Source organism: Vibrio sp. Vb0304 (assembly GCF_033338995.1).
Classification (GTDB): Bacteria; Pseudomonadota; Gammaproteobacteria; order Enterobacterales; family Vibrionaceae; genus Vibrio; species Vibrio alginolyticus.
Map to the genome: position 1 here is coordinate 16,161 of NZ_JAWOTT010000019.1, position 24,976 is coordinate 41,136.

The following is a 24,976-nucleotide window of genomic DNA, read 5'->3' on the forward strand; positions in this document are numbered from 1 at the left end:
ACTTAAGCAGTCCACTCGTCAATCATGTCAGCCCAATCCTGCAACATGGCCGCGCGCTGTTCTCGGTACTCGGCTTTGTTGTAAACTGCCCTCACCCCTTTCTGTTCGTGCGCCAGGCATTTTTCTATCCAATCCGTATTGTATCCAGCTTCATGCAGCAGTGTACTCGCTGTTCGTCGCAGGTCATGCGGCCCAAACTTACTTAGTGACTGACCTTCCTTTTGCGCGGCCTTGTATGTCAAATCCATGACTCGGTTCATCGTCGCACTACTCATTGGAGCATCAGAGTCATAACGGGAAGGAAGAATGTAATCAGACCCACCGGCAAATGTCTTCAAGGCGATCAGAATATCCATAGCCTGGCGTGACAAAAATACCAGGTGCGGGTTACGTCGTTTCATTCTCTCCTTGGGGATCGTCCACAGCGCTTCACTGAAGTTAATTTCATTCCAGGTTGCATTTGTTAACTCGCTTTTGCGTACCATAGTCAGCAACAGCAGCTTTACCGAAGCACGAATCGAAGGGGTTGTACCTACCTTTTCCATATAGCGGTACATCAAACCAATCTCAGCCGGTGTTAACGTTCGGTCTCTTGGCTCAAACCGCGCGATACTTGCGGGCCTCACCAGATCTGCCGGATTCTCAACTTTCTGCCCTCTCTCAATTGCCCACCGATACACCTGGAGTACAATATCACGCGTGTGTACAGCCGTTGCGGGCGCGCCACGCTCTACTATCGCATCAGTCAGTGCTCGCAGATCTTCATGGGTGATTTCGGTAAGCTTCTGATTGCCAAATTTGCCCTCTAACTCTCGTGCATAGACTGAGCGACGCATATCCCGGGTAGAATCGGCCATCTGATAGCCACGCAGCCATTTCTGGGCCCAGGCACCAAAGGTTTCAGCATCTTTCGTTCTCGCCTTAGCACGTGCTTTCTCTTTAGCTGGTGACTTTCCATCAGTAACCATTCTCTTCGCTTCATTGAGACGCTCACGCGCTTCTGCTAGCGTGATGCCTCCTACTCCGTAGCGACCAAAGGTAATGGTTTCTTGTCTACCATTGATCGAGTAGTTGTAGCGAAAAGAGATAGAGCCTGCGGTAGTGACAGCAACATAGAGGCCATCACGGTCATTGACCTTGTAAAGTTTATCTTTGGGTTTGAGATTGCGTAGCTTGGTATCAGTCAGCATGTTTCGACCTATTATTCTTGTTTGATACCATGCTGAAAAACCTCTAAAAAAATAGAGATTAATCTTTACAAAACAGATAGATATATAAATTTAATACCATGCCCCATCAAAAACACTCAGCATGGTATCGGGCGTAATCCATGGCATTACCGATGAATCATACCCATCAAAATACCACGGTCAAACCGTGCTTGGCGTTGCCAGACATTGCCAAAAATGACTAAGCCAAAAACAAAAAAAGTCCGCAATTACGCGGACTTAGATATGATTTAGTGCCTGTTAGTGCCAGACCTTGCTTAAAGGAGCATTATTCCCACTCGATAGTCGCTGGTGGCTTACCTGAAATGTCGTAAACAACACGAGAAATGCCATCAACTTCGTTGATAATACGGTTAGATACCTTACCTAGGAAGTCGTATGGTAGGTGCGCCCAGTGTGCCGTCATAAAGTCGATGGTTTCTACCGCACGTAGAGACACAACCCAATCGTACTTACGGCCATCGCCCATTACACCAACAGAACGTACTGGTAGGAATACCGTGAACGCTTGAGATACTTTGTTGTATAGATCAGCTGCGTGAAGCTCTTCAATAAAGATAGCATCAGCACGACGTAGCAAATCACAGTACTCTTTCTTGATTTCACCAAGAACACGAACACCTAGACCAGGACCCGGGAATGGGTGGCGGTAAAGCATGTTGTAAGGCAGGCCTAATTCTAGACCAATCTTACGAACTTCATCTTTGAACAACTCACGTAGTGGCTCAACAAGACCCATTTCCATGTCATCTGGAAGACCGCCCACGTTGTGGTGCGATTTGATCACGTGCGCTTTACCAGTCTTAGATGCAGCTGACTCGATTACATCAGGATAAATCGTACCTTGAGCTAGCCATTTCGCGTTTTTCAGCTTCTTAGACTCTTCATCGAATACATCTACGAATACGTGACCGATAGTCTTACGCTTCTCTTCTGGGTCAGACTTGCCTTCAAGTGCTTTTAGGAAGCGTTCTTCAGCGTCAACCTTGATGATGTTCAAACCAAATTGGTCGCCGAACATATCCATTACTTGTTGACCTTCGTTTAGACGAAGTAGACCGTTATCAACAAATACACACGTTAGCTTGTCGCCGATTGCGCGGTGAACCAGCATCGCAACTACCGATGAATCAACACCACCAGATAGACCTAGGATAACTTCGTCGTCACCCACTTGCTCTTTAATGCGAGCAACCGCGTCTTCGATGATAGATTCCGAAGTCCATAGACGCTCACAGCCACATACGCCAAGAACAAAGTTCTCAAGCATTTGTAGGCCACCTTTTGTGTGTGTCACTTCTGGGTGGAACTGAACACCGTAGTATTTCTTCTCTTCGTTCGCCATCGCAGCGTAAGGACAAGTGTCTGTCTCACCAACTTTTACGAAATCGGCTGGGATCTCTACTACTTTGTCGCCATGGCTCATCCAAACGTCTTGAGTTGCTTCAAGGTCTTTAAATAGAGCACATTCACCAGAAACTTTAACCTGAGCGTAGCCAAACTCACGTTCGTTAGAGCCCGCTACTTTGCCTCCTAACTGTTCCGCCATGGTTTGCATGCCGTAACATACGCCAAGCAAAGGAACACCGGAATCAAACACATATTGAGGCGCGCGTGGAGAGTTCTCTTCCGTTACGCTTTCTGGACCGCCAGATAGGATAATGCCATCTGGGTTGAATTCGCGAATATCCGCTTCTTCTACATCCCAGCTCCATAGTTCACAGTAAACGCCGATTTCACGTACGCGGCGTGCTACTAATTGAGTGTACTGAGAACCGAAGTCCAAGATCAGAATACGTTGGTCATGGATATTTTTAGTCATTTTGAGCAGTCTTTTTAAGGCTAAGTGATTAAAACCGAGGCGAGTGTACTCGCCTCTTCTTAATGCTTCAAGGAAAAAGCAAACGTTTCCGTTAGGTGATTAGTTCCCTAGACGGTAGTTCGGCGCTTCCTTAGTAATTTGAACATCGTGTACATGAGACTCTTGCATACCTGCACCAGAGATACGTACAAATTCAGCTTTCGTACGCATATCTTCGATAGTTGCAGAACCAGTTAGACCCATGCTTGAACGTAGACCACCCATTTGTTGGTGTACGATCTCTTTTAGACGGCCTTTGTATGCGATACGACCTTCAATGCCTTCTGGTACTAGCTTGTCCGCTGCGTTGTCAGACTGGAAGTAACGGTCAGAAGAACCTTGAGACATAGCACCAAGAGAACCCATGCCGCGGTAAGACTTGTAAGAACGGCCATTGTATAGAATCACTTCACCCGGCGCTTCTTCAGTACCAGCAAACATAGAACCAACCATCACACATGATGCGCCAGCTACGATTGCTTTACAGATATCACCTGAGAAACGGATACCACCATCAGCAATAACCGGAATACCATAATCATTAGCCACTTCTGCCGCATCTGCGATTGCAGTGATTTGTGGAACTCCCACACCCGTTACAATACGAGTTGTACAGATAGAACCAGGGCCGATACCAACTTTCACTGCGCTTACGCCAGCTTCGATTAGTGCTTTAGCACCAGCACCTGTTGCTACGTTACCACCGATGATGTCTAGATCTGGGTAAGCAGCGCGAGTTTCGCGGATGCGGTTTAGTACACCTTCAGAATGTCCGTGTGAAGAGTCGATAAGTAGAATGTCAACGCCTGCTTCAACTAGAGCAGCAACACGCTCTTCGTTACCAGCGCCAGCACCAACGGCTGCGCCAACACGTAGGCGACCACGCTCATCTTTACATGCGTTTGGTTTACGTTCTGCTTTGTGGAAGTCTTTCGCAGTAATCATACCGGTTAGTTGGAACTCATCATTCACAACCAATACTTTCTCTACACGAGCTTCGTGCATTTTCTCTTGCACTTCTTCTCGTGTTGCACCTTCTTTAACTGCTGCCAACTTCTCTTTTGGCGTCATTACTGAAGATACTTTCTTAGAAAGGTCCGTCACAAAACGAACGTCACGACCAGTGATAATACCAACAAGCTCATTGCTCTCAGTGACAACAGGGAAACCTGCAAAACCATGCTTTTCAGTGAGTGCAACAACATCAGCGATGGTCGCGTCAGGGTTTACAGTAACCGCGTCAGTTACCATACCAGCTTCGAACTTCTTAACTTTACGAACTTCGGCTGCCTGCTGCTCAATAGACATGTTCTTGTGGATAAAGCCAATGCCACCCTCTTGCGCTAGCGCAATTGCTAGACGAGCTTCAGTAACAGTGTCCATAGACGCTGAAATCATTGGGATGTTTAGGGTGATGTTCTTAGTTAGCTGAGTGCGAAGATCAGCTGTGTTTGGGAGAACGGTGGAGTGTGCTGGCACAAGTAGTACGTCATCGAATGTCAGCGCTTCTTTGGCAATTCTTAGCATTTGCAATATCTCACAATTAGAAGAGTAAAAAGAACAATCCAATCTCATCGTTTCGCATAATGAGGGTAACCTGTGTTAGCAACAAGCTACATTTGGATTAGATATTGCGGAGGGATTATACGGTTAACGCAATCGCTTGACCACAAATTTTTTAATTTTTTTCTTGCAATTACCCCCTTGCTATGTATTATATTGCCGCTAATTTCCATACTCACGTCTAAGAGATTAGCTGTGCTCTCCAAGACCAATCAAAACATCTTTACTGTTTCTCGTCTCAACGCAGAAGTTCGTTTACTCCTTGAAAACGAAATGGGGATCGTTTGGCTCGTCGGAGAGATATCCAACTTTTCAGCTCCTGTCTCTGGTCACTGGTACCTCACTCTTAAAGACTCTCGCGCTCAAGTTAAATGTGCCATGTTTCGTGGTAACAATCGCCGCGTTACTTTCAAACCCGCTAACGGTAATCAAGTCCTAGTAAAAGCTCGTCTGTCTCTTTATGAGCCTCGCGGTGACTACCAATTGATCATCGAAAGCATGCAACCGGAAGGTGACGGCCGTCTTCAGCAAGAGTTTGAAGAGCTGAAAATGAAGCTTGCAGCAGAAGGGTTGTTCGCGCAAACCAATAAGCAATCTTTGCCTGAGCACCCTAAACGTGTTGGCGTCATCACATCGAAAACTGGTGCCGCGCTTTACGATATCTTAGACGTATTGAAACGTCGTGATCCTTCCCTACCTGTTGTGATTTATCCGACAGTGGTACAAGGTGAGGACGCAGCCATTCAAATTGCACAAGCCATTGGTCGCGCTAACAGCCGTGATGAATGTGATGTGCTAATTGTGGGCCGAGGTGGTGGTTCATTAGAAGACTTATGGTGCTTTAACAACGAGATATTAGCTCGCACGATTGCAGCAAGCCAAATTCCTATTATTAGCGCCGTTGGACATGAAGTTGACGTGACAATAGCTGATTTTGTCGCCGACGTACGCGCGCCTACTCCATCAGCAGCCGCTGAGCTAGTAAGCCGTGATAACAGCCACAAAGATCAAGCTTTAGTTACCCGCCAGCATAAGTTAGCGAGCGCGATGCGTTACTACCTAGCACAACAAAAGCAGCAATCTGCTCAATTAGTGCACCGTCTAGAGAGACAGCACCCAAGCTATCGCTTGCAACGTCAGACGCAACAGTTAGATGAGTTGGACATGCGCTTACAGCGAGCGATGAGTCGTTTTATTGCCTTGCGTCAACAGCGAATCGAGCGTCAACATTATCGGCTGCAATTAAATTCTCCTGTAACACGCCTTGCCGAGCAGAAGTCGAAGCTAGAACGTGTTGAGCAAAAGCTCATGGATGCAATGGATCGCAAGTTACTGACTATGCGCCATCAACTCGCGATTGCTGCAGAGAAGTTAGACACCGTCAGCCCACTAGCGACATTGAAACGAGGTTACTCAATTACTCAAACTGAGCAAGGAAAAGTAATTACTCAATCTTCAGATGTAAAATCGGGAGATGTATTGATTACTCGATTAGCCGAAGGCGACGTTCGCTCTACCGTTAACTGAATACAAACTCTGGTTAACTGATTTTCTGGAACTCAAATCGGACACGTGATTTTGACTTGAGTTCATTACACACATTGCAAAAGTAACTCGCAGCACCGCATGCTTGCAGCTTCTCCAGCTCCGCCTCACAATCAGGGCAAAAACCTACTTTTTTAAAATCCGATTCACACTGTGCACAATGGTATTGTCCTGTCCATTCCAGTTCGACATTGCAAGTCGGGCAAATGTTCTGCTGCATATCCCGTTCCTCTCTCTAAACTAAGCAATTTCGAGTAACGCATGCTACTCAAAATAACGAACAAGTATGTTGATCTTCATCACCGCCCCAACAAGTTTCACGAGGCGTTAACCATACTTGATACGTAGGATCTTATACTGATCGTCTGATATTTACTCCTTGATCAGCGATCACCCCTTAAAAGAATATTTATATAACCACACACCGAAAGCATAAGTTACATATTCTGCATTCCAATTTAAGACAGAATAAAAAACCTTAGATAGATTTAATTAAACGAAAAATCAGAATTTAATAAAAAGATCTTATTCAGAAAGCAGTGTTTACATTGGTGTGCATTTCGATAGTTTGAGCGTCGAGCTCAACGAGTTTAACTTGGATAAAAGCAAACTCATTTAAATGGCTCGCATGCGTTCCACCACAAGGGATTACCGCTAATTGACCTTCCCCTAAATCGCACTTCCAATAGCGAGAATCCGTTAATCTATCGCCGTGGCATTCCATGGTGATCATCGCATCTCTTTGAAGCCATTCAACCAGTTGGCCATTCACTTTTTCTGCAATCGCCTGGAGGTCATTCAGCATATCTGCACTGTTTAATCCTCTTTTACGGAGTGTTTTGCCTAAACGGTACGTATCGAGGCACTTGTCTGGAGTGACATAACTCATGACTTGCGCATAGCTATTAAAGTCATAATAACCATGTGGGTCTTTGCGGTCTGCGTCTTTTCGCCAATAGTCTTCCGCTAGTACTTTATTCAACGCCAAATACGCTAAGTGTCCTGCTGTGTGGCCTCGACTCAAAGCGCGTTGGTAATCCTTATCTACCGCCAATGTCACCAAATCATCAGTAACAAGTGATTCCGTACGTGATAAAACATGCACGACGACAAACACCCAACCTTCAGCATCACGCTTTACAGGGATGTCACTACCCACATACAAAGCACCACTCTCCTGCTCCACTGCTCCAACTTGGCAATCTACTACGTCATGCTCAGCCCCATTCACCTTCAACGTTCCTTTGTCTGCAGGGTGATCCGGCCATATGTGACTAACGGGATGGAACGGCGTGACATCTGTAATAACGTAAGTCACTTCTTCCGTAGATTGAACGAGCTGTATTTGTGCTTCTAATTGCCATGTTTGATGACAAAAACGAGTCTTTGTTGCTGTGATAGTCATTTTTACGATTACTTTTGATAAAAAAATACCCAAGTAGAAACTTGGGTATTCGAATTTCATTATTTATTGCGGTTTTTCACCATCGACATCATACGCTTACGTTTACGCTCTTGTGATAGCGTAAGCTTATTCGTACGGTTCTCGTATGGGTTATCACTGTTGTGGAAGTTAATGCGAATCGGTGTTCCCATAATTTCCAGAGACTTACGGAAGTAGTTCATCAGATAACGTTTATACGAATCTGGTAATTCACGAACCATGTTACCGTGGATAACAACGATCGGTGGGTTGTAACCACCTGCGTGTGCGTATTTGAGTTTGATACGACGACCACGAACCATTGGCGGCTGGTGATCATCCACTGCCATCTTCATGATACGCGTCAGTACTGACGTACCCACACGCGTTGTCGCCGAGTTATATGCTTCTTGAATAGATTCAAATAAGTGACCAACGCCAGTACCGTGCAGCGCAGAGATAAAGTGGATACGCGCGAAATCGACGAATCCTAGACGGCGGTCCAGTTCTTTCTTCACGCTTTCTTTCACGTCACTGTCTAGACCATCCCACTTGTTAACGGCGATGACAATTGAGCGGCCAGCATTCAGTGCAAAACCAAGCAAGCTTAGGTCTTGGTCTGAAATATTTTCACGTGCATCAATCACCAGTAGAACGACGTTTGCATCTTCTACCGCTTTCAGCGTCTTAACAACAGAGAACTTTTCAACCGTTTCATTGATACGACCACGACGACGAACACCTGCGGTGTCAATTAGTACGTATTCGCGTCCATCACGTTCCATCGGGATGTAGATAGAATCGCGCGTTGTACCTGGCATATCGTATACAACTACACGTTCTTCACCCAGAATACGGTTAGTCAGTGTCGATTTACCTACATTCGGACGACCGATGATCGCCAACTTAATCGGCTGCTCTTGAAGGCGCTTGAATTCAGCTTCTGCGTCTTCTTCAGTGTAATCTTCAACAAGAGGCTCTTCGTCTTCGAATCCAGTCAGGTCTTCAATCTCACCTTCTTCAGATTCACTTGTTAATAGATCATCAAAGAATGGAGATAAAGCACGCTCAAGCAAAGCGGTCACACCACGGCCATGAGCAGCCGCAATCTGGTACATATCATCCACTCCGAGCTGCCAAAAATCAGCACACGCCGCATCGGCATCAATACCATCGATTTTGTTTACTACCAGCATCGCTGGCTTTTCAATTTTACGCAGATGCGCAGCAATTGCTTCATCTGAAGGTGTCAGACCAGCACGACCGTCAACAAGGAACAACACAACATCAGCCTCATCAATCGCGGCTAATGACTGTTCTGCCATCTTTGTTTCCACGCCTTCTTCTGTGCCATCGATACCACCGGTATCAATCACAATGAATTCGTGCTCTTCACCAAGTCTCGCCTGGCCATATTTACGGTCTCGCGTTAGGCCTGGAAAGTCCGCAACCAACGCGTCACGAGTGCGAGTCAATCGGTTAAATAGTGTAGATTTACCTACGTTCGGACGCCCTACTAGAGCTACAACAGGTACCATAACAACCTCTACAATAATCTTTCTTCTGTAGTTATAGGTAACGACTTGCTCGATGCCAAATCAAACCAGATTTTTACCTATAACCACGTCAGGGTTAATAAATTCAAACAACAAAACGGCTCCTAGCTGTCACCAGCCAGGAGCCGAATGTGAATTATATCACGATATTATTCGTTAATGGTTAGTTTCTTTACATCGCCGTTGCGAGTTGTAATCACATAACCATCCGACAATAACGTTGGGCCAACTGCCAAGCCACTATCATCGACAAACTGCTGCGCAACAAATTCGCCCGTTGAACGATCCATCCAGTGAAGGTAACCAAGCGTGTCACCGACAACGAGATAATTGCCAACAATAACTGGCGCTGTAAGTTGTCGGTGCTCAAGCAAGCTGTTTTCCCACAACTCAGTCCCGCTTCGTGAATCAACGGCAACAACATGATCTTTTTCCGTTATCACAAAGATGCGACTACCATCTGTAGAAATGTCTGTCGCAGATGAGTAATTACGCTTCCAAATCGGGTTCGCTGAACGCAAGTCAATGGCGATAAGTTGACCATTGTATCCAATGGTGAAAAGAGTACCGCCTAGCACAATTGGCGATGAATCAACGTCAACCAAACGATCAATTTCTGTCGCGCCTTTTGGCGTACCAACAGGCTGTTGCCAAATCAACTGACCACGCTCAACGATAGCAGCTGCGAGTCGGCCATTTGCCGTTCCCCAAAATACACCGCCGCCAATTGCAGTCGGAGTACTGTCGCCACGTAAAGTTAAGTTCGGCACTTCTGTGCTCAATGCCCAGCGTTGCTCACCTGTACTCTCATTAAGGGCAATCAGCATGCCTCGGCTAGTATTGATGATAATAAGGCCTGAATCTGCAACTGGCTTCGCCAGTACCTCACCACCAACTTTTACACGCCAAACAATTTCACCTGTTTCTTGGTCAAGAGAGATGACTTCACCATTCTCAGAGCCAATGTAAAGGTTTCCGTATGCCGCTGTGATACCACCAGAGAGACGAGCAATGACATCTTCTTCTAGGTCCGTTTGCCAACGTTGTTTACCATTCTCAGGATCCAGCGCTTTTACTAAGCCATCACGACTTGCCACGAACAATGTATCATTCGCAAATACAGGGGATAGTTTTGAAAAGTAATGACCAACACCATCGCCAACCGATGTGCTCCACTCACTACTGGTTGTAAACTGACTGTCTACCTGAGGTAGTGGCGCCATTACAATGGTGTCTTTCTCACCTGCACAACCGGCAAGTACTCCCATTGTTAACGCCCCTAGCAAGGCTTTCTTAAAGACTCTTTTCATCCAATGCGGTCCTTATTTCGCCAGATCGTCCAATTTCATTTGTAGTGTCGGGCTTGCATCTGCCGCTTGCTGAGCTTCAGTATACGCAGCGTACGCAGCATCTTTGTCACCTTGGCGAATCGCAATATCGCCACGAAGTTCAGCAATACGACCTGTCCATGCTGTATCAGTGACGTTACTTAGCTCTGCCGTTGCAGCGTCGAAGTTACCCATTTCCGTCTCAATACGCGCAATGCGGTAACTAATCAATGGTAACAACGCAGCATCTTGAGTGTTGCTTTGCGCCCACTTCAGTTGCTCCAATGCAGCAGAAAGGTCTTGAGCTTCAACTTGTGCTTTAGCAAGTTGTAGTGCAGCCAATACTGAATATTCTTTTACTTCATTTGACTCAATGAAAGCTTTCACGTCAGCTTGAGCATCAGTGCCTTTGTCTTGCAAAGCATTCATTGCTGTCGTGTAGCTTTGAGAAGCTGCTTCACTCGCCTGAATCACAGAATCCTGGTAGTAACGCCAGCCAAATAGACCACCTAAACCAACAACCGCACCGATGATGACGGCTTTGCCGTTTTCCTTCCACCAGTCTTTAATGGCTTCAACTTGTTGTTCTTCAGTATCGTAAAGTTCCACTTCCTGTCCTCTTAAAACATGTAAATGGCAGCTTAGCTGCCATTATTCCTATTTCGTTTAAAGGCTCCACATTTGGGAGCCTTAGCTTACGAACTAGGATGTAATTTTGTTAGATTACTAAAAGACTTAAATCAGTGCTGCGATCTTTTCTGCAACTTCTGCTTGGTTGTAAGTCTCTTGCTCACCACCAGCTAAGTCTTTCAGTACTACGGTGTTATCCGCAACTTCGTTTTCGCCCAGAACCAATGCTACAACAGCACCAACTTTGTCTGCGCGTTTAAACTGTTTCTTGAAGTTACCGCCACCGAAGTGATTCATCACACGAACGCCTGGAACAGACTCGCGAAGCTGTTCTGCTAGCTTCATTCCTGCCATCATGGTGCCTTCACCCGCAGTGACTACGTACACGTCAACACTGCGACGAACGTCTGTCAGTTCCAACGTTTCTAGCATCAGTACTAGACGCTCTAGGCCCATTGCAAAGCCAACCGCTGGTGTTGGTTTACCACCTAATTGCTCTACAAGGCCATCGTAACGACCACCGCCACATACAGTGCCTTGAGCACCTAGGCTCTCAGTGATCCACTCAAATACCGTGCGATTGTAGTAATCCAGACCACGAACTAGACGTTCGTTAACTGTGTATTTGATACCTGCAGCGTCTAAAAGTTCACATAGACCTGCGAAGTGTGCTTTAGATTCTTCACCCAAGTAATCTGAAAGGCGAGGCGCATCACCTAAAATAGCTTGAACGTCTGGGTTCTTCGTATCCAGAACACGCAGTGGGTTCGTGTGCATGCGACGCTTACAATCTTCATCTAGCACATCAATATGTTGCTCAAGGAATGCAACCAGTGCAGTACGGTAGTCTGCGCGGTCTTCTTGAGAACCGATAGAGTTCAGCTCAAGACGGACATGTTCATTGATACCTAGCTCACGCCATAAACGCGCCGTCATCATGATAAGCTCTGCATCAACATCTGGACCATTTAGACCAAACACCTCAACACCACACTGGTGGAATTGACGGTAACGACCTTTCTGCGGACGTTCATGGCGGAACATAGGTCCCATGTACCACAGACGCTGTTCATCACGGTTGATCAGGCTGTTTTGGATACATGAACGTACACAACCCGCCGTACCTTCAGGGCGAAGTGTTAGGCTGTCGCCGTTACGGTCATCAAAGGTGTACATTTCTTTTGAAACGACGTCTGTTTCTTCACCAACAGCGCGGCTGAATAGGTTTGTTTCCTCAACGATTGGCATGCGCACTTCGTTATAACCGTATGCGCTAATTACATTTTTCACTGTGTTTTCTAATTTTTGCCACAGTGGCGACTGAGTTGGGAGGCAATCGTTCATGCCTCGAATTGCTTGAATTGTTTTTGCCACAATACTTACCGTAATTCTCGTTGAGATTAATCTTGTACTTTAACTTCGATGCGGTTTTCGCCATTCATCATAGCTGCTTTCGCACGGATCTTAGCTTCTAGCTTATTCACAAGGTCATCGTTATCAAAGCGCTCTTTCTGGCGTTTACCATCTTCGTAGAATGCGCTCTTCTTGTTACTACCTGCTAGACCTAAGTGAGAAACTTCTGCTTCACCAGGGCCGTTTACCACACAACCGATGATAGACACATCCATTGGCGTGATGATGTCTTCTAAACGTTGCTCCAGTGCATTCACCGTACCAATCACATCGAATTCTTGGCGTGAGCAGCTTGGGCACGCAATAAAGTTGATGCCTCGAGAGCGAATGCGCAGAGATTTAAGGATGTCGAAACCGACTTTGATTTCTTCAACTGGATCGGCAGCCAAAGAGATACGCAGCGTATCGCCTATCCCTTCAGATAACAGCATACCTAAGCCAACAGATGACTTAACAGCGCCAGCTCGAGCACCACCCGCCTCTGTGATACCTAAATGAAGAGGCTGATCGATTTTCTTCGCCAGCAGACGATATGAATCCACAGCAAGAAAAACGTCTGAAGCTTTCACGCTAACTTTAAATTGGTCAAAGTTAAGACGATCGAGATGATCTACGTGACGCATCGCCGATTCAACCAAGGCTTCTGGCGTTGGTTCACCGTATTTCATCTGTAAATCTTTTTCCAAAGATCCACCATTGACGCCAATACGGATCGGGATGTTTTTATCGCGAGCGCAATCAACAACAGCGCGAATACGCTCTTCATTGCCGATGTTACCTGGGTTGATACGTAAACAGTCAACTCCGTACTCCGCAACTTTCAGCGCGATACGATAGTCGAAATGAATATCAGCCACTAATGGTACAGAAACTTGCTGTTTAATCAGTTTGAAAGCTTCTGCTGCGTCCATCGTAGGTACAGAAACTCGAACGATATCTGCGCCGACTTTTTCTAGTGCTCGGATTTGAGCGACTGTCGCTTCTACGTCAGTCGTGCGAGTGTTAGTCATTGACTGTACTGCAATTGGCGCACCATCACCAATTGGCACATCACCCACATAAATACGCGTCGATTTACGACGAATAATTGGAGATTCGTGTTGCATAATTTTTTATAACGGTAGAGTGAATCTAGCTACTTTGCCTGAAGTATACCCAGAAAGGTCGACAGGTTCACTTGCAAATGTCATTGTAACCCCTTCCGGTGCGCCCAATATCACTTTAAATGGCGCTTTTCCGGTAAGTTCTACATCTTGTCCTGGCTTATGAGTACCACTTACCAGCGTTTTACCATTGGTGTCTTTTACTTGAATCCAACAGTCCGCTTTAAACTTCATAGTAAGAAGTGTCATGCCTTCAGGTACTACTGGCGCAGGCTGTTCCTCTTCCGCCGCTTCAATCACGGCAACAGGTTCTTCAGAATCTACGCTTGTTGTATTTTCAGTTTCAGTCAGCAAAGGATCCGCCCCTTGCTCAACGGGTGCTTCAGTCGATTCAGCAACGCCTTCATTAGTTGAAGCAACTTCTTCAGGAGTGCTTGCGATTAACTCTTCAGCCGTCATCAAATCGATATCAGCTAATTCTTGAGCAGTGGGCTGCGGCGCTTCAACACTTGAATCCGTTACTTCCTTAGTTAGGCTATTCTCTTGTTGGTTTTGCCACCACCATGCCGCTGAAATGCCAATAATGACCAGCCCGATAACCCAAGTAAGGAGCATAATACGGCTATTGTGCTTCTCGTCTTTTGTTTTACGAGAGAAGCTTTGCATTTCAATTTCTTGCTCTTGAGGCTGAGCATCGGCAGTCTGCTCTAACGCCGTCAAAACCACCTTCTCATCAAGACCTACGAATTTAGCGTAAGAGCGTAAGTAACCACGCGTAAATGTCGCGACTTGTTGAGATTCAAATCGGTTATTTTCAATATCTTCAATCACAGAAATGCGAAGCCTCAGGCGATCGGCAACTTGCTTTTGGCTCATTCCCAAGGATTCACGTTTGTTTTTCAGTAATGTGCCAGCTTCAATAGAGAGTGGCACTTCATTCGTATTTTCGTGTTCTGTCATAATGGCGGTATTTAATCTGTTTTAGTGGCTAACGTGGTCATGTATTTTCGTTATTGTTCTTAAGCCTCTTTAAAGATAGCTAGCCTAAACGCGTTAACCAAAAATAATAATTTTAAGAAACTCTCAGCGATCTGAGTGCGAATACCCGTTTTGCAAAAATCAGCAAAACGTATGTGAGAAAGTGCTGAGAATTATCGGTGTCATCGTTAGTGTTACATATCATGATAAGCGAATGCGCAACGAAGACAAAAACTCTTTACACTCAAACTAACAGATAGCTCAAGCTTTTGTCCAAACTTTGACAAAGGAATTCGAAATTATACCCAAATAACCTTAAGTTGAAGAGTGATAGTCACAAATCTTGGCGAAAATGTCCTAAACAATAAACAAAATAGCCAGAGCGAATGGCTCTGGCTATTTTTGAATTCCGGTCGTTTATACAGCTTTCACTTCAATGGTATCGGCACCGCGTGACGCTTTCAGCATTGCCGTACGTTTAGTTCGGTCAATTACATCACCGACCAACTGACCACATGCGGCATCAATGTCATCACCACGTGTTTTACGAACCGTAACTGTGTGCTCGTATTGCATCAATGTTTTTTGGAAGCGATCAATACGTGAGTTACTTGGTTTCTTGTAAGGTGAACCTGGGTACGGGTTAAACGGAATCAAGTTAATCTTACATGGTGTGTCTTTCATCAATTCAGCCAGCTCGCGTGCATGGTCCATGTCATCGTTCACATGATCAAGCAACACGTACTCGACTGTTACCTTGCCACGGTTTGCATTCGATGAAGCAATGTAACGACGAACGGATGCTAGGAAATCTTGAATATCCCAACGATCGTTAATTGGCATGATTTCACTACGCAGCTTATCGTTTGGCGCATGAAGAGAGATCGCCAACGCAACGTCGATTTTGCCCGTCATCTGATCAAGACCAGAAACCACACCTGATGTTGATACGGTTACGCGACGCTTCGACAAACCAAAGCCAAGGTCATCCAGCATTAACTCCAATGCAGGAATCAAGTTCTTCATATTAAGAAGCGGCTCACCCATGCCCATCATCACGACGTTCGTAATTGGGCGACGGCCTGTTTCTTTCTCAAGACCAATTTCACGTGCAGCACGCCACACCTGACCGATGATCTCTGAAACTTTCAAGTTACGGTTAAAACCCTGCTGTGCTGTTGAGCAGAACTTACATTCCAATGCACAACCTACTTGAGAAGATACACAAAGCGTTGCGCGATCATCTTCTGGAATGTAAACCGTTTCTACATCCTGATCACCAACCTTCATTGCCCACTTGATCGTGCCGTCTGAAGAATGCTGAGCTTCTGCTACAGTTGGTGCTTTAATTTCACACTTGTGTAAAAGCTTTTCGCGCAGCTTCTTGTTGATGTTTGTCATTTTTTCGAAGTCATCTACACCGAAATGGTAGATCCACTTCATAACCTGATCGGCACGAAACGCTTTCTCGCCAAGTTCTTCCGCGAAAAACTGACGCATGCCTTTGCGATCAAAGTCGAGTAGATTGATTTTTTCAGTGGTCATGTTGCCTCTCAATGACTGAAACAAGAATAAGGGCGCGAATTGTACAGCCTTTATGCAGCTACAACAAGGGGTGTAAGACCCTGAGTTTGCTAAGGCATTAAAATAAAAACGATTAAATTTTAATCAGGCTTTACGGTGAGAATAATGATTAGACAACCGACAACAAAAGCGTAGAAGTGGTACAGAGAAAACAGTGAGAACAAACACACGTAACTAAGCTTTCACCCCTGTAAGATGCTCAGATTAGCCAACATCTTCGCGAATAATTACGAATGAACTCGCCGGTGAAATGGAGAATGCGGAATAAAAAACCTCGGACAATTCCGAGGTTATTACGAACTAGATCATCACGCAAAAGTGATGCATGAACGAGTTAGCGAGAGAAAACTTCTGATTCAGGGAAGAAAAACTCAATTTCACGAGCGGCAGACTCAGGGCTATCTGAACCATGAACTGAATTGTGACGCATGCTGAGTGCGTAATCAGCACGCAAAGTGCCACATGCCGCGTCCTCTGGGTTGGTTTTACCCATTAGCTCGCGGTAACGTGCAATCGCATTTTCGCCTTCCAATACCTGAACCATAATAGGACCAGATGTCATGAACTCTTTTAGAGGAGGGAAAAACTCTTTACCTTCATGCTCTGCATAAAAGCCACTTGCCTGATCTTCTGTCAGGTGAACCATTTTGGCAGCGATTATACGTAGGCCAGCCTTTTCAATACGATTGTAGATTTCACCAATTAGATTTCGCTCTACAGCATCAGGCTTAATGATTGAAAATGTTCTTTCTAGAGCCATAAAATTTCCTTTCTGTACTTGTAATAATAGTTGTGCTTTTAAAGTGACTTACTGGGTAAGAGCAGCACTCAAACAAGAGAGTGCTGCAATCAATCTTATTTTCCAGCTTGCTCATTGAGGAAACGAGCAAGTGTACGAACACCCATACCCGTTGCTCCCGCAGCCCATTTATCAGAAGCGGCTTTACGATACGTACCCGCACAGTCGAAATGTAACCAGCCTTTTTTGTAGTCCTCAACGAAGTAAGACAAGAATGCAGCTGCAGTACTTGCACCTGGAGAATAATCACCAGAGCTGATATTCGATAAATCGGCAAAATTAGATGGCAGCATTTCTCGATGGAAATCAGCAAGTGGTAGCGGCCACAAGCCTTCTTTTTCCTGGCTTGCCGCCGTAAGCGCTTGATGCGATAGCTCATCATCAAAGCTCATTAGCGCATGGTAATCGTTACCTAACGCATTCTTCGCTGCGCCTGTTAGCGTCGCGCAGTCAATGATTAACTCAGGCTTTTGCTCACTGGCGTAGATAAGACCGTCTGCAAGCACCAAGCGACCTTCCGCGTCGGTATTCATAATCTCAACGGTTTTGCCGTTTTTGTAAGTGATGATGTCGCCAAGCTTAAGGGCACGGCCAGAAACCATGTTCTCAGCACAACACAAGATCAGTTTTACGCGCTTGTTTAAACCGCGCAAGATAGCTAATCCTAGGCCACCAGTGATAGTACCCGAGCCACCCATATCTGCTTTCATTGCACTCATGAAGGTAGAAGGCTTCAAGCTGTAACCACCGGAATCAAAGGTGATGCCTTTACCCACAAGACATGCGAATACAGGTGCGTTTTCGTCACCAGTTGGGTTGTAGTCTAACTGAAGCATCGCAGAAGTACGCTCAGAACCACGGCCTACTGCGTAAATACCTTCCCAACCTTCTGCCAACAAGTCTTTGTCTTTGACGATACGTGCTGTCACCGTGCCTTTCGGCGCAACAGATTTGATGAATTCAGCAGCCATTGTCGCTAGCTGACGAGGAGCAACTTCTTCTGCCGTTTTGTTGATAATATCGCGGGTAAAATCAGTCGAAGTAATACGAGCTTGAAGCTCTGCTTGATCTTCATCAGACAATGCTGCCCACTCAACTGAGCCATGTTTTTTAGGGTTACGGAACCCTTGGTGGAAAGCCCATACGCTCTCTAGATCCCAGTTATCACCAGAAAGAAAAATAGAACGAATTCCTTGGCCATCTAGCTGACGAGCTGCACGTTGAATTGCGCCGAGATCATGACCTTCACCTAAGTGAATAGTTGCGCCGTTTTCAGCGAATGAAAGCAGTGCTTTTTCACCCCAATGTGGTGCTGCCGACTCTTGACTTAAAAATACAGACATCTGTGTAGACATGGTTTCTCCTTGTCTTATAGCAGCGTTGCCTACGCTGCTTCTTTTTAATAACTCACGGATGTTAGCATTATGTAGGGCAAAAATGTCAATTGGATAAAAAAACGGACCTAAAGGTCCGCTTTTTTTAGTAAGAATTGTTAACTAGGCTGTGTTTTACAGACTTAGTCCGCTTCGTCCATCCAGCACATGATAACGGCTTCTAGAATCTTTTCATTAGAACGGTTTGGCTCATCGTCAAACTCATCTAACTCCATGATCCATTGATGAAGATCGGTAAAACGCACTGTTTTTGGATCGACATCTGGAAACTTGTCACAAAGTTCAATCGCGATATCGCGAGAATCTGTCCATTTCATTGCTCATCTTCCTTTTGCTTCTTCCCTATATTGGGGAGATAGTTTTAGTGATCTTCTGAAGCGTGGTTGAGTGTGTATTTAGGAATTTCTACTACCAAGTCTTCATCAGCAATTCTCGCCTGACACCCTAGGCGTGACTCAGGCTCTAGACCCCACGCTTTATCTAGCATGTCGTCTTCTAGTTCTTCACTTTCTTCGAGTGAATCAAAACCTTCACGGATGATTACGTGGCAGGTAGTACACGCACATGACTTCTCACACGCATGTTCAATACCGATACCGTTTTTTAGCGCTACGTCTAGAACGGTGTCACCAGAGTTTGCTTCCAACACTGCACCTTCTGGGCACAAATCGTCGTGTGGTAATACAATAATCTTAGGCATAACTACTTATCTCTTATATATCGTCTACTGATTGACCTGACAACGCAGCTCGAATCGATTTATCCATACGGCGTGATGCGAAATCTTGGCTCGCTTTATCGGTATCTTTAATGCCTTGCTCTATCGCATCTGCATCATCACCATTACGCAGCTCAATCAAGGCTTCGATGGCTTTAATCAAGTTTTGTTTCTCTTGTTCTGATAGTAAGTCATCACCATCAGCTTGCATCGCTGCAATCAAACCTTCTATCACTCGGTCGGCTTCAACACGCTGCTCAGCTAAGGCACGAGCTTGCATGTCTTCTTTTGCGTGCGTCATTGAATCACGCAACATATCCGCCACTTCATTGTCACTTAAGCCGTAAGAAGGTTTTACTTGAATCTCTGATTGAACACCAGTGCTCTTCTCCATTGCCGTAACAGAAAGAAGGCCATCTGCGTCAACTTGGTAAGTCACGCGAATATGTGCCGCACCCGCTGCCATCGGAGGAATACCTTTTAACGAGAAGCGAGCAAGTGAACGACAGTCATCAACCATTTCACGTTCACCTTGTACCACATGAACACTCATCGCCGTTTGGCCATCTTTGAATGTGGTAAATTCTTGCGCACGCGCAACGGGAATCGTAGTGTTGCGGGGGATGATCTTCTCGACCAAACCACCCATGGTTTCAATACCGAGCGACAGTGGAATCACATCAAGAAGCAACATTTCAGAGTCAGGTTTGTTACCCGCTAGGATATCAGCTTGAATACCCGCACCGATTGCAACAACTTCATCTGGGTTAATGCTTGTCAGAGGTGTGCGACCAAAAAACTCGCCTACCATTTCACGAACCAACAATGTACGGGTTGAGCCGCCAACCATGACGACCTCGAGTACTTCATCTGCGTCGACATCCGCATCTTTTAATGCGCGACGACAAGACATCAGTGTTTTCTTCACTAGCGGACGAATCAGATCTTCGAACTGCTCGCGAGTCACGGTGCCTTTCCAGCCAAAAACGTCAACGTCAACACTGTCTTGCTCAGAGAAAGCAATCTTAGCTTCAGTAGCAATGTTCAAAAGTGTACGGTTCTTTTCTGCAGAAAGCGGCGCTTCTAGACCCGCTTGCTCCATTAAATAATCGGCAAATAGATGGTCGAAGTCGTCACCGCCTAATGCAGAATCGCCACCTGTTGCTAATACTTCAAATACGCCTTTCGATAAACGTAGGATAGAGATATCAAAAGTACCGCCACCTAGATCGTAAACCGCAATCACACCTTCTTGACCAGAGTCTAGGCCATAAGCAATTGCCGCAGCGGTTGGTTCGTTAAGTAGACGGAGAACATGAAGACCAGCTAATTTCGCCGCATCTTTTGTACCTGCACGTTGCGCGTCATCAAAGTAAGCAGGAACGGTAATAACTACACCAGCTAACTCACCACCTAACGTATCTTCAGCTCGCTTACCCAATACTTTTAGGATGTCCGCAGATACTTCAATCGGGTTTTTGTCACCTTGAGGTGTTTGCAGAATTGGCAGGCCGTTTTCACTCTCTTTAAAACGATAAGGAAGTGAAGAGTAACGGGACTGAATGTCCTTTAATGAACGACCGATCAAACGTTTTACAGAGATAATCGTGTTCTCTGGTTCAAACTCTGCTTTGGCTTTGGCTTCGTGGCCGACCGTTAACGTTTCCTCAGCGTAATTAACGACTGAAGGTAAAATAGTACGGCCCTGCTCGTCCGCAAGTGGAGTTGCATCGCCGCTACGTACAGAAGCAACCAAAGAGTTGGTAGTACCTAAGTCGATACCCGCTGCTAACTTATGCTCATGAGGTGCCGAGCTTTGGCCCGGTTCTGCGATTTGAAGTAGTGCCATGATAGGTCCTTGTCACGCTTACTAGCCGAGGAGTTTGTCTTCGACTAGCTCAATTTCGTTCTTTAGTTTGGCAATGAATTTTAGCTTACGAACTCGGTCTGCGGCTTCAGTCCATAGACCATCATCAAGCTCTTGCTCGACGCTTGCCAGATGCTGTTTGTACATTTTGCTGACCTTAGAGTCGAAGTCAAAAAGCGCCGATTCAGGATCGGACTTGTCAGCAATCTCTTCCAGTTCTTCGCGCAGTTCCATTTGCTCCATTAAGAACATCGGATCTTGCATTGTTTGCTGTTCACCTCGGATCTCAACACCTTGCTCTGCGAGGATATACTCGGCGCGAGAAATAGGATTTTTCAGAACTTGATAGGCATCGTTGATTTGCGCCGCCTTTTGCACCGCCATCAAACGGTCACGTTCTGAGCCCGTTGCAAAGTTATCCGGGTGGAAGCGTTTTTGTAGTTCTCGGAACTGAGAAGAAAGAAGGCTACCATCCAGCTTAAACTGACTTGGTAGCCCAAATAATTCAAAGTGATTCATTAAGTTCGGGTCCTAGTAAAGCCTTCCGGACTCGTTTGCCCAGAAGGACAATCAATTAGACGTTGAAGCTTTCACCACAACCACATTCACTTTTCGCGTTAGGGTTGTTGAATTCAAAACCTTCATTCAACCCTTCTTTCACGTAATCCAATTCAGTACCATCTAGGTACACTAAGCTCTTTTGATCGATGATAATTTTCACTCCAGAGAGTTCAAATACTTCGTCTTCTTCATTGAGCTCATCAACAAACTCAAGTACGTATGCCATGCCGGAACAGCCAGTCGTCTTCACTCCAAGACGTAAACCGATACCTTTGCCTCGGTTATCTAGGAATGCTCTTACGCGACTTGCCGCTGATTCTGTCATTGTGATGGCCATACTGCACCTTAGTCTGTCTAAATTTCGATTGGAATGGGAGCGTCAAAGCTCCCATTATATTACGGAATAATTATTCTTGGTGTTTTTTCTTGTAGTCAGCAACCGCTGCTTTGATTGCATCTTCAGCAAGAATAGAACAGTGAACTTTCACTGGTGGAAGCTCTAGCTCTTCAGCAATCTCAGAGTTTTTAATTGCTGCCGCTTCATCAACTGACTTACCTTTTACCCACTCAGTTACTAGTGAGCTTGATGCGATTGCACTACCACAACCGTATGTTTTGAACTTCGCATCTTCGATGATACCTTCAGGTGTCACTTTGATTTGAAGCTTCATTACGTCACCACACGCAGGAGCGCCAACCATGCCGCTACCTACTGATGGATCTTCTTTATCGAATGAACCAACGTTACGTGGGTTCTCGTAGTGATCAATTACTTTTTCGCTGTATGCCATGATAAATTACCTCGAATCCTCTATTTCAATCCCTGAGATTAATGGTGAGCCCATTCAACAGTGCTCAAATCAATCCCTTCTTTGTACATATCCCATAGAGGAGACATGTCGCGTAGCTTAGTCACTGCAACGCGGATTTGTTCAATTGCGTAATCAATTTCTTCTTCAGTCGTGAAACGACCAAACGAGAAACGAACCGAGCTGTGAGCCAATTCGTCATCCATGCCTAGGGCACGAAGAACGTAAGAAGGCTCAAGGCTTGCAGACGTACAAGCACTACCAGAAGATACCGCTAGATCTTTAAGCGACATTAATAGTGATTCACCTTCTACGAATGCGAAACTGATGTTTAGGTTGTGTGGTACACGCTGCTCAAAGTCACCGTTTACCGTCACTGCTTCTAAGTCTTTCACGCCATCAAAAAGACGGTTACGAAGCGCTAAAGCATGATCGTAATCTTTTTGCATGTCTTCTTTTGCAATGCGGAATGCTTCACCCATACCTACGATTTGGTGAGTAGGTAGTGTACCAGAGCGGAAACCACGCTCATGACCGCCACCGTGCATTTGCGCTTCAAGACGAATACGAGGCTTACGACGTACGTAAAGTGCACCGATACCTTTAGGGCCGTATACTTTGTGAGCAGAAAGTGAAATTAGATCAACTTTCATCTCTTGAACGTCGATTGGTAATTTACCTGCAGATTGCGCAGCGTCCACGTGGAAAACAATTTTACGCTCACGGCACAGTTCGCCGATCGCTGTAATGTCTTGAACCACACCAATCTCGTTGTTTACATGCATAATAGACACAAGCACGGTGTCATCACGCATGGCTGCTCTAAGCTTCTCTAGATCGATCAAGCCATTTGATTCTGGCTCAAGGTAAGTCACTTCAAAGCCTTCACGCTCAAGTTGACGACATGGGTCAAGAACGGCTTTGTGCTCTGTTTTACAAGTGATTACGTGCTTGCCTTTCTTCGAGTAAAAGTGCGCTGCACCTTTAATCGCAAGGTTGTCTGATTCTGTCGCACCAGATGTAAATACGATTTCGCGAGGATCTGCATTTAGAAGGTCAGCAATTTGCTCACGAGCAGTATCGACCGCTTCTTCTGCCTGCCAGCCGTAACGGTGCGAACGTGACGCTGGGTTGCCAAATGTGCCATCCATTGTCATGTACTGAACCATTTTTTCAGCAACACGTGGATCAACTGGACATGTAGCGGAATAATCAAGATAAATCGGCAGTTTCATTCTCTACTCCAATGTAAAAAGCTGACCGCTAAGAGCGGACGTTTACACCGATGGGCGCGGCGGTTGTATTTTTGTTTGATAGCCCATGGGTTACCGCCAGATCAATGTCCTGACGATCAGAAATTTCGAGTACTTCATTGTCTGTCATCAACTCACCAAGAGTGATGTTATTCAAAAAGTCACTAATGCGAGAGCTTAGGTCACGCCACAGCGTGTGAGTAAGGCAACGTGTTCCACCTTGGCAATCTCCTTTACCTTGGCATTTGGTTGCATCTACTGACTCATCAACGGCAGCAATCACGGTACCAATAGCGATACTGTGAGCGTCGGCACCAAGTCGGTAACCACCACCAGGACCACGAACGCTGGCAACGAGACCTGCTTTACGCAATTTTGAAAATAGCTGCTCTAAGTAAGAGAGCGAGATCCCTTGACGCTCTGAAATATCAGCCAGAGGTACAGGGTTTTGTTGCGAATGCAGTGCCACATCCAGCATGGCTGTCACCGCATATCTTCCTTTAGATGTAAGTTTCATACCACACCGTATCCACATGGTTTGTAATGGTTAAGATTTTTCCATACCTGAGTAATTTGGTCAAGTATTTATTTGACCATTTTACTCAGGTATTCATCCTTACACCTAAAGTGGTTATTATTCACTCAGAACTTCTTTTCTATCGAAGTCAAAACGCCTCGTAGAATATTAAGTTCTTGGGTTTCTGGTCGAGCTCGAGAGAACAAACGACGCAACTTATTCATCACCTGTCCAGGTTGCTCTTTGTTAATAAACTGGGTCTCAACCATCACCTTTTCAAGATGCTCGAAGAACATTTCAAGTTCTCGATGACGCGGGTATTCTTCCGATTCATTTGGGGAAAACTGGCTTTGCTCTAAGTTCAAGTGTGCAACTCGCACTTCGTAACTGAGAGTTTGTACAGCCATCGCTAGGTTAAGCGAGCTGTACTCAGGATTAGCGGGAATACAAACATGGTAGTGGCACTTTTGTAGCTCTTCGTTTGTCAAACCAGTTCTTTCTCGGCCAAACACGAGCGCAACCGGATGCTTTCGGCCTTCAACTGCAAATTTCTCACCGCATTCACGTGGCTCGAGCATTGGCCATTCTAATGTACGAGAGCGGGCGCTAGAACCCACAACAAGGCCACAATCTTCAACCGCTTCTTCTAATGTGCCGACAATCTTTGCATTTTGAGCAATATCACCAGCACCCGCAGCTAAAGCAAAAGTTTGTTCATCCACTTCACATTGTGGATCGACTAATACTAGTTGGTTTAAACCCATCACTTTCATTGCTCGAGCTGCTGAGCCAATATTGCCTGAATGAGAGGTACCTACGAGTACAATTTTTACTTGATCCAACAT

Annotated in this window: 24 protein-coding genes; 1 reads left to right on the plus strand and 23 read right to left on the minus strand. The window is 45.6% G+C overall.

Features of this window, described 5'->3' with window-relative positions; all coding sequences use genetic code 11:
* Nucleotides 1-2: 2 nt before the first annotated feature.
* The 3 genes from R7P35_RS18565 to guaB form a co-directional block, all read right to left on the minus strand.
* Nucleotides 3-1,190, minus strand: a complete 1,188-nt coding sequence (locus R7P35_RS18565) for a tyrosine-type recombinase/integrase (RefSeq protein ID WP_020433652.1) — start codon at nt 1,188-1,190, stop codon at nt 3-5.
* A gap of 307 nt (nt 1,191-1,497) precedes the next feature.
* On the minus strand, nt 1,498-3,051 hold the full coding sequence (gene guaA, locus R7P35_RS18570; RefSeq protein ID WP_005381685.1) for a glutamine-hydrolyzing GMP synthase: 1,554 nt from the start codon (nt 3,049-3,051) through the stop codon (nt 1,498-1,500).
* 99 nt (nt 3,052-3,150) lie between these two features.
* On the minus strand, nt 3,151-4,617 hold the full coding sequence (guaB, locus tag R7P35_RS18575; RefSeq protein WP_017633908.1) for an IMP dehydrogenase: 1,467 nt from the start codon (nt 4,615-4,617) through the stop codon (nt 3,151-3,153).
* A 231-nt stretch (nt 4,618-4,848) separates the two neighbouring features.
* Between guaB and xseA the strand changes: the two genes are divergently transcribed.
* Entirely contained in the window at nt 4,849-6,180 is a 1,332-nt protein-coding gene (gene xseA, locus R7P35_RS18580; RefSeq protein ID WP_054729200.1) for an exodeoxyribonuclease VII large subunit, read from the plus strand.
* 13 nt (nt 6,181-6,193) lie between these two features.
* Here xseA and R7P35_RS18585 read toward each other — a convergent pair whose 3' ends face one another.
* The 20 genes from R7P35_RS18585 to trmJ form a co-directional block, all read right to left on the minus strand.
* Entirely contained in the window at nt 6,194-6,418 is a 225-nt protein-coding gene (locus tag R7P35_RS18585) for a zinc ribbon domain-containing protein (protein ID WP_012842112.1), read from the minus strand.
* A 309-nt stretch (nt 6,419-6,727) separates the two neighbouring features.
* Nucleotides 6,728-7,603: an alanyl-tRNA editing protein gene (locus tag R7P35_RS18590; protein WP_213904959.1), complete on the minus strand. Its 876-nt coding sequence runs from the start codon at nt 7,601-7,603 to the stop codon at nt 6,728-6,730.
* Nucleotides 7,604-7,662: 59 nt separating this feature from the next.
* Nucleotides 7,663-9,159 (minus strand): ribosome biogenesis GTPase Der, encoded by a 1,497-nt coding sequence (gene der, locus R7P35_RS18595; RefSeq protein ID WP_017820569.1) that lies wholly within the window; start codon nt 9,157-9,159, stop codon nt 7,663-7,665.
* 167 nt (nt 9,160-9,326) lie between these two features.
* Nucleotides 9,327-10,487 carry an outer membrane protein assembly factor BamB gene (bamB, locus tag R7P35_RS18600; protein ID WP_005381696.1) on the minus strand — a complete coding sequence of 387 codons (1,161 nt, stop codon included), beginning with the start codon at nt 10,485-10,487 and terminating at the stop codon, nt 9,327-9,329.
* Nucleotides 10,488-10,499: 12 nt separating this feature from the next.
* Entirely contained in the window at nt 10,500-11,114 is a 615-nt protein-coding gene (locus R7P35_RS18605; protein ID WP_005381697.1) for a YfgM family protein, read from the minus strand.
* A 126-nt stretch (nt 11,115-11,240) separates the two neighbouring features.
* Complete coding sequence (gene hisS, locus R7P35_RS18610) at nt 11,241-12,509, minus strand: histidine--tRNA ligase (protein WP_005381698.1); 1,269 nt, start codon at nt 12,507-12,509, stop codon at nt 11,241-11,243.
* 26 nt (nt 12,510-12,535) lie between these two features.
* Entirely contained in the window at nt 12,536-13,654 is a 1,119-nt protein-coding gene (ispG, locus tag R7P35_RS18615; RefSeq protein WP_005381699.1) for a flavodoxin-dependent (E)-4-hydroxy-3-methylbut-2-enyl-diphosphate synthase, read from the minus strand.
* 6 nt (nt 13,655-13,660) lie between these two features.
* Nucleotides 13,661-14,611: a cytoskeleton protein RodZ gene (gene rodZ / locus R7P35_RS18620; RefSeq protein WP_136976155.1), complete on the minus strand. Its 951-nt coding sequence runs from the start codon at nt 14,609-14,611 to the stop codon at nt 13,661-13,663.
* 435 nt (nt 14,612-15,046) lie between these two features.
* Nucleotides 15,047-16,174, minus strand: a complete 1,128-nt coding sequence (locus tag R7P35_RS18625; protein ID WP_017633913.1) for a bifunctional tRNA (adenosine(37)-C2)-methyltransferase TrmG/ribosomal RNA large subunit methyltransferase RlmN — start codon at nt 16,172-16,174, stop codon at nt 15,047-15,049.
* Nucleotides 16,175-16,547: 373 nt separating this feature from the next.
* On the minus strand, nt 16,548-16,973 hold the full coding sequence (ndk, locus tag R7P35_RS18630) for a nucleoside-diphosphate kinase (protein WP_005381702.1): 426 nt from the start codon (nt 16,971-16,973) through the stop codon (nt 16,548-16,550).
* Between the two features lie 95 nt (nt 16,974-17,068).
* Nucleotides 17,069-18,367: an aminopeptidase PepB gene (pepB, locus tag R7P35_RS18635; protein ID WP_151514537.1), complete on the minus strand. Its 1,299-nt coding sequence runs from the start codon at nt 18,365-18,367 to the stop codon at nt 17,069-17,071.
* 161 nt (nt 18,368-18,528) lie between these two features.
* Complete coding sequence (gene iscX / locus R7P35_RS18640) at nt 18,529-18,723, minus strand: Fe-S cluster assembly protein IscX (protein WP_005381711.1); 195 nt, start codon at nt 18,721-18,723, stop codon at nt 18,529-18,531.
* Between the two features lie 44 nt (nt 18,724-18,767).
* Nucleotides 18,768-19,106 (minus strand): ISC system 2Fe-2S type ferredoxin, encoded by a 339-nt coding sequence (gene fdx / locus R7P35_RS18645; RefSeq protein ID WP_005381713.1) that lies wholly within the window; start codon nt 19,104-19,106, stop codon nt 18,768-18,770.
* A gap of 13 nt (nt 19,107-19,119) precedes the next feature.
* Nucleotides 19,120-20,973 carry a Fe-S protein assembly chaperone HscA gene (gene hscA, locus R7P35_RS18650; RefSeq protein WP_017820567.1) on the minus strand — a complete coding sequence of 618 codons (1,854 nt, stop codon included), beginning with the start codon at nt 20,971-20,973 and terminating at the stop codon, nt 19,120-19,122.
* Nucleotides 20,974-20,994: 21 nt separating this feature from the next.
* Complete coding sequence (gene hscB / locus R7P35_RS18655) at nt 20,995-21,510, minus strand: co-chaperone HscB (protein WP_005381716.1); 516 nt, start codon at nt 21,508-21,510, stop codon at nt 20,995-20,997.
* 55 nt (nt 21,511-21,565) lie between these two features.
* Complete coding sequence (gene iscA, locus R7P35_RS18660; RefSeq protein ID WP_005381717.1) at nt 21,566-21,889, minus strand: iron-sulfur cluster assembly protein IscA; 324 nt, start codon at nt 21,887-21,889, stop codon at nt 21,566-21,568.
* A 70-nt stretch (nt 21,890-21,959) separates the two neighbouring features.
* Complete coding sequence (gene iscU, locus R7P35_RS18665; RefSeq protein WP_005381718.1) at nt 21,960-22,343, minus strand: Fe-S cluster assembly scaffold IscU; 384 nt, start codon at nt 22,341-22,343, stop codon at nt 21,960-21,962.
* Nucleotides 22,344-22,381: 38 nt separating this feature from the next.
* Nucleotides 22,382-23,596 carry an IscS subfamily cysteine desulfurase gene (locus tag R7P35_RS18670; RefSeq protein ID WP_005381719.1) on the minus strand — a complete coding sequence of 405 codons (1,215 nt, stop codon included), beginning with the start codon at nt 23,594-23,596 and terminating at the stop codon, nt 22,382-22,384.
* A gap of 28 nt (nt 23,597-23,624) precedes the next feature.
* Entirely contained in the window at nt 23,625-24,131 is a 507-nt protein-coding gene (gene iscR / locus R7P35_RS18675; RefSeq protein ID WP_005381720.1) for a Fe-S cluster assembly transcriptional regulator IscR, read from the minus strand.
* Nucleotides 24,132-24,256: 125 nt separating this feature from the next.
* Entirely contained in the window at nt 24,257-24,976 is a 720-nt protein-coding gene (gene trmJ, locus R7P35_RS18680; protein WP_115385749.1) for a tRNA (cytosine(32)/uridine(32)-2'-O)-methyltransferase TrmJ, read from the minus strand.

Bases quoted from the DNA above. Each gene is read 5' to 3' on its own strand.
- R7P35_RS18565 (WP_020433652.1), bottom strand. From the start codon at position 1,190: ATGCTGACTGATACCAAGCTACGCAATCTCAAACCCAAAGATAAACTT.
- guaA (WP_005381685.1), bottom strand. From the start codon at position 3,051: ATGACTAAAAATATCCATGACCAACGTATTCTGATCTTGGACTTCGGT.
- guaB (WP_017633908.1), bottom strand. From the start codon at position 4,617: ATGCTAAGAATTGCCAAAGAAGCGCTGACATTCGATGACGTACTACTT.
- R7P35_RS18585 (WP_012842112.1), bottom strand. From the start codon at position 6,418: ATGCAGCAGAACATTTGCCCGACTTGCAATGTCGAACTGGAATGGACA.
- R7P35_RS18590 (WP_213904959.1), bottom strand. From the start codon at position 7,603: ATGACTATCACAGCAACAAAGACTCGTTTTTGTCATCAAACATGGCAA.
- der (WP_017820569.1), bottom strand. From the start codon at position 9,159: ATGGTACCTGTTGTAGCTCTAGTAGGGCGTCCGAACGTAGGTAAATCT.
- bamB (WP_005381696.1), bottom strand. From the start codon at position 10,487: ATGAAAAGAGTCTTTAAGAAAGCCTTGCTAGGGGCGTTAACAATGGGA.
- ispG (WP_005381699.1), bottom strand. From the start codon at position 13,654: ATGCAACACGAATCTCCAATTATTCGTCGTAAATCGACGCGTATTTAT.
- rodZ (WP_136976155.1), bottom strand. From the start codon at position 14,611: ATGACAGAACACGAAAATACGAATGAAGTGCCACTCTCTATTGAAGCT.
- R7P35_RS18625 (WP_017633913.1), bottom strand. From the start codon at position 16,174: ATGACCACTGAAAAAATCAATCTACTCGACTTTGATCGCAAAGGCATG.
- ndk (WP_005381702.1), bottom strand. From the start codon at position 16,973: ATGGCTCTAGAAAGAACATTTTCAATCATTAAGCCTGATGCTGTAGAG.
- pepB (WP_151514537.1), bottom strand. From the start codon at position 18,367: ATGTCTACACAGATGTCTGTATTTTTAAGTCAAGAGTCGGCAGCACCA.
- iscX (WP_005381711.1), bottom strand. From the start codon at position 18,723: ATGAAATGGACAGATTCTCGCGATATCGCGATTGAACTTTGTGACAAG.
- fdx (WP_005381713.1), bottom strand. From the start codon at position 19,106: ATGCCTAAGATTATTGTATTACCACACGACGATTTGTGCCCAGAAGGT.
- hscA (WP_017820567.1), bottom strand. From the start codon at position 20,973: ATGGCACTACTTCAAATCGCAGAACCGGGCCAAAGCTCGGCACCTCAT.
- hscB (WP_005381716.1), bottom strand. From the start codon at position 21,510: ATGAATCACTTTGAATTATTTGGGCTACCAAGTCAGTTTAAGCTGGAT.
- iscA (WP_005381717.1), bottom strand. From the start codon at position 21,889: ATGGCCATCACAATGACAGAATCAGCGGCAAGTCGCGTAAGAGCATTC.
- iscU (WP_005381718.1), bottom strand. From the start codon at position 22,343: ATGGCATACAGCGAAAAAGTAATTGATCACTACGAGAACCCACGTAAC.
- R7P35_RS18670 (WP_005381719.1), bottom strand. From the start codon at position 23,596: ATGAAACTGCCGATTTATCTTGATTATTCCGCTACATGTCCAGTTGAT.
- iscR (WP_005381720.1), bottom strand. From the start codon at position 24,131: ATGAAACTTACATCTAAAGGAAGATATGCGGTGACAGCCATGCTGGAT.
- trmJ (WP_115385749.1), bottom strand. From the start codon at position 24,976: ATGTTGGATCAAGTAAAAATTGTACTCGTAGGTACCTCTCATTCAGGC.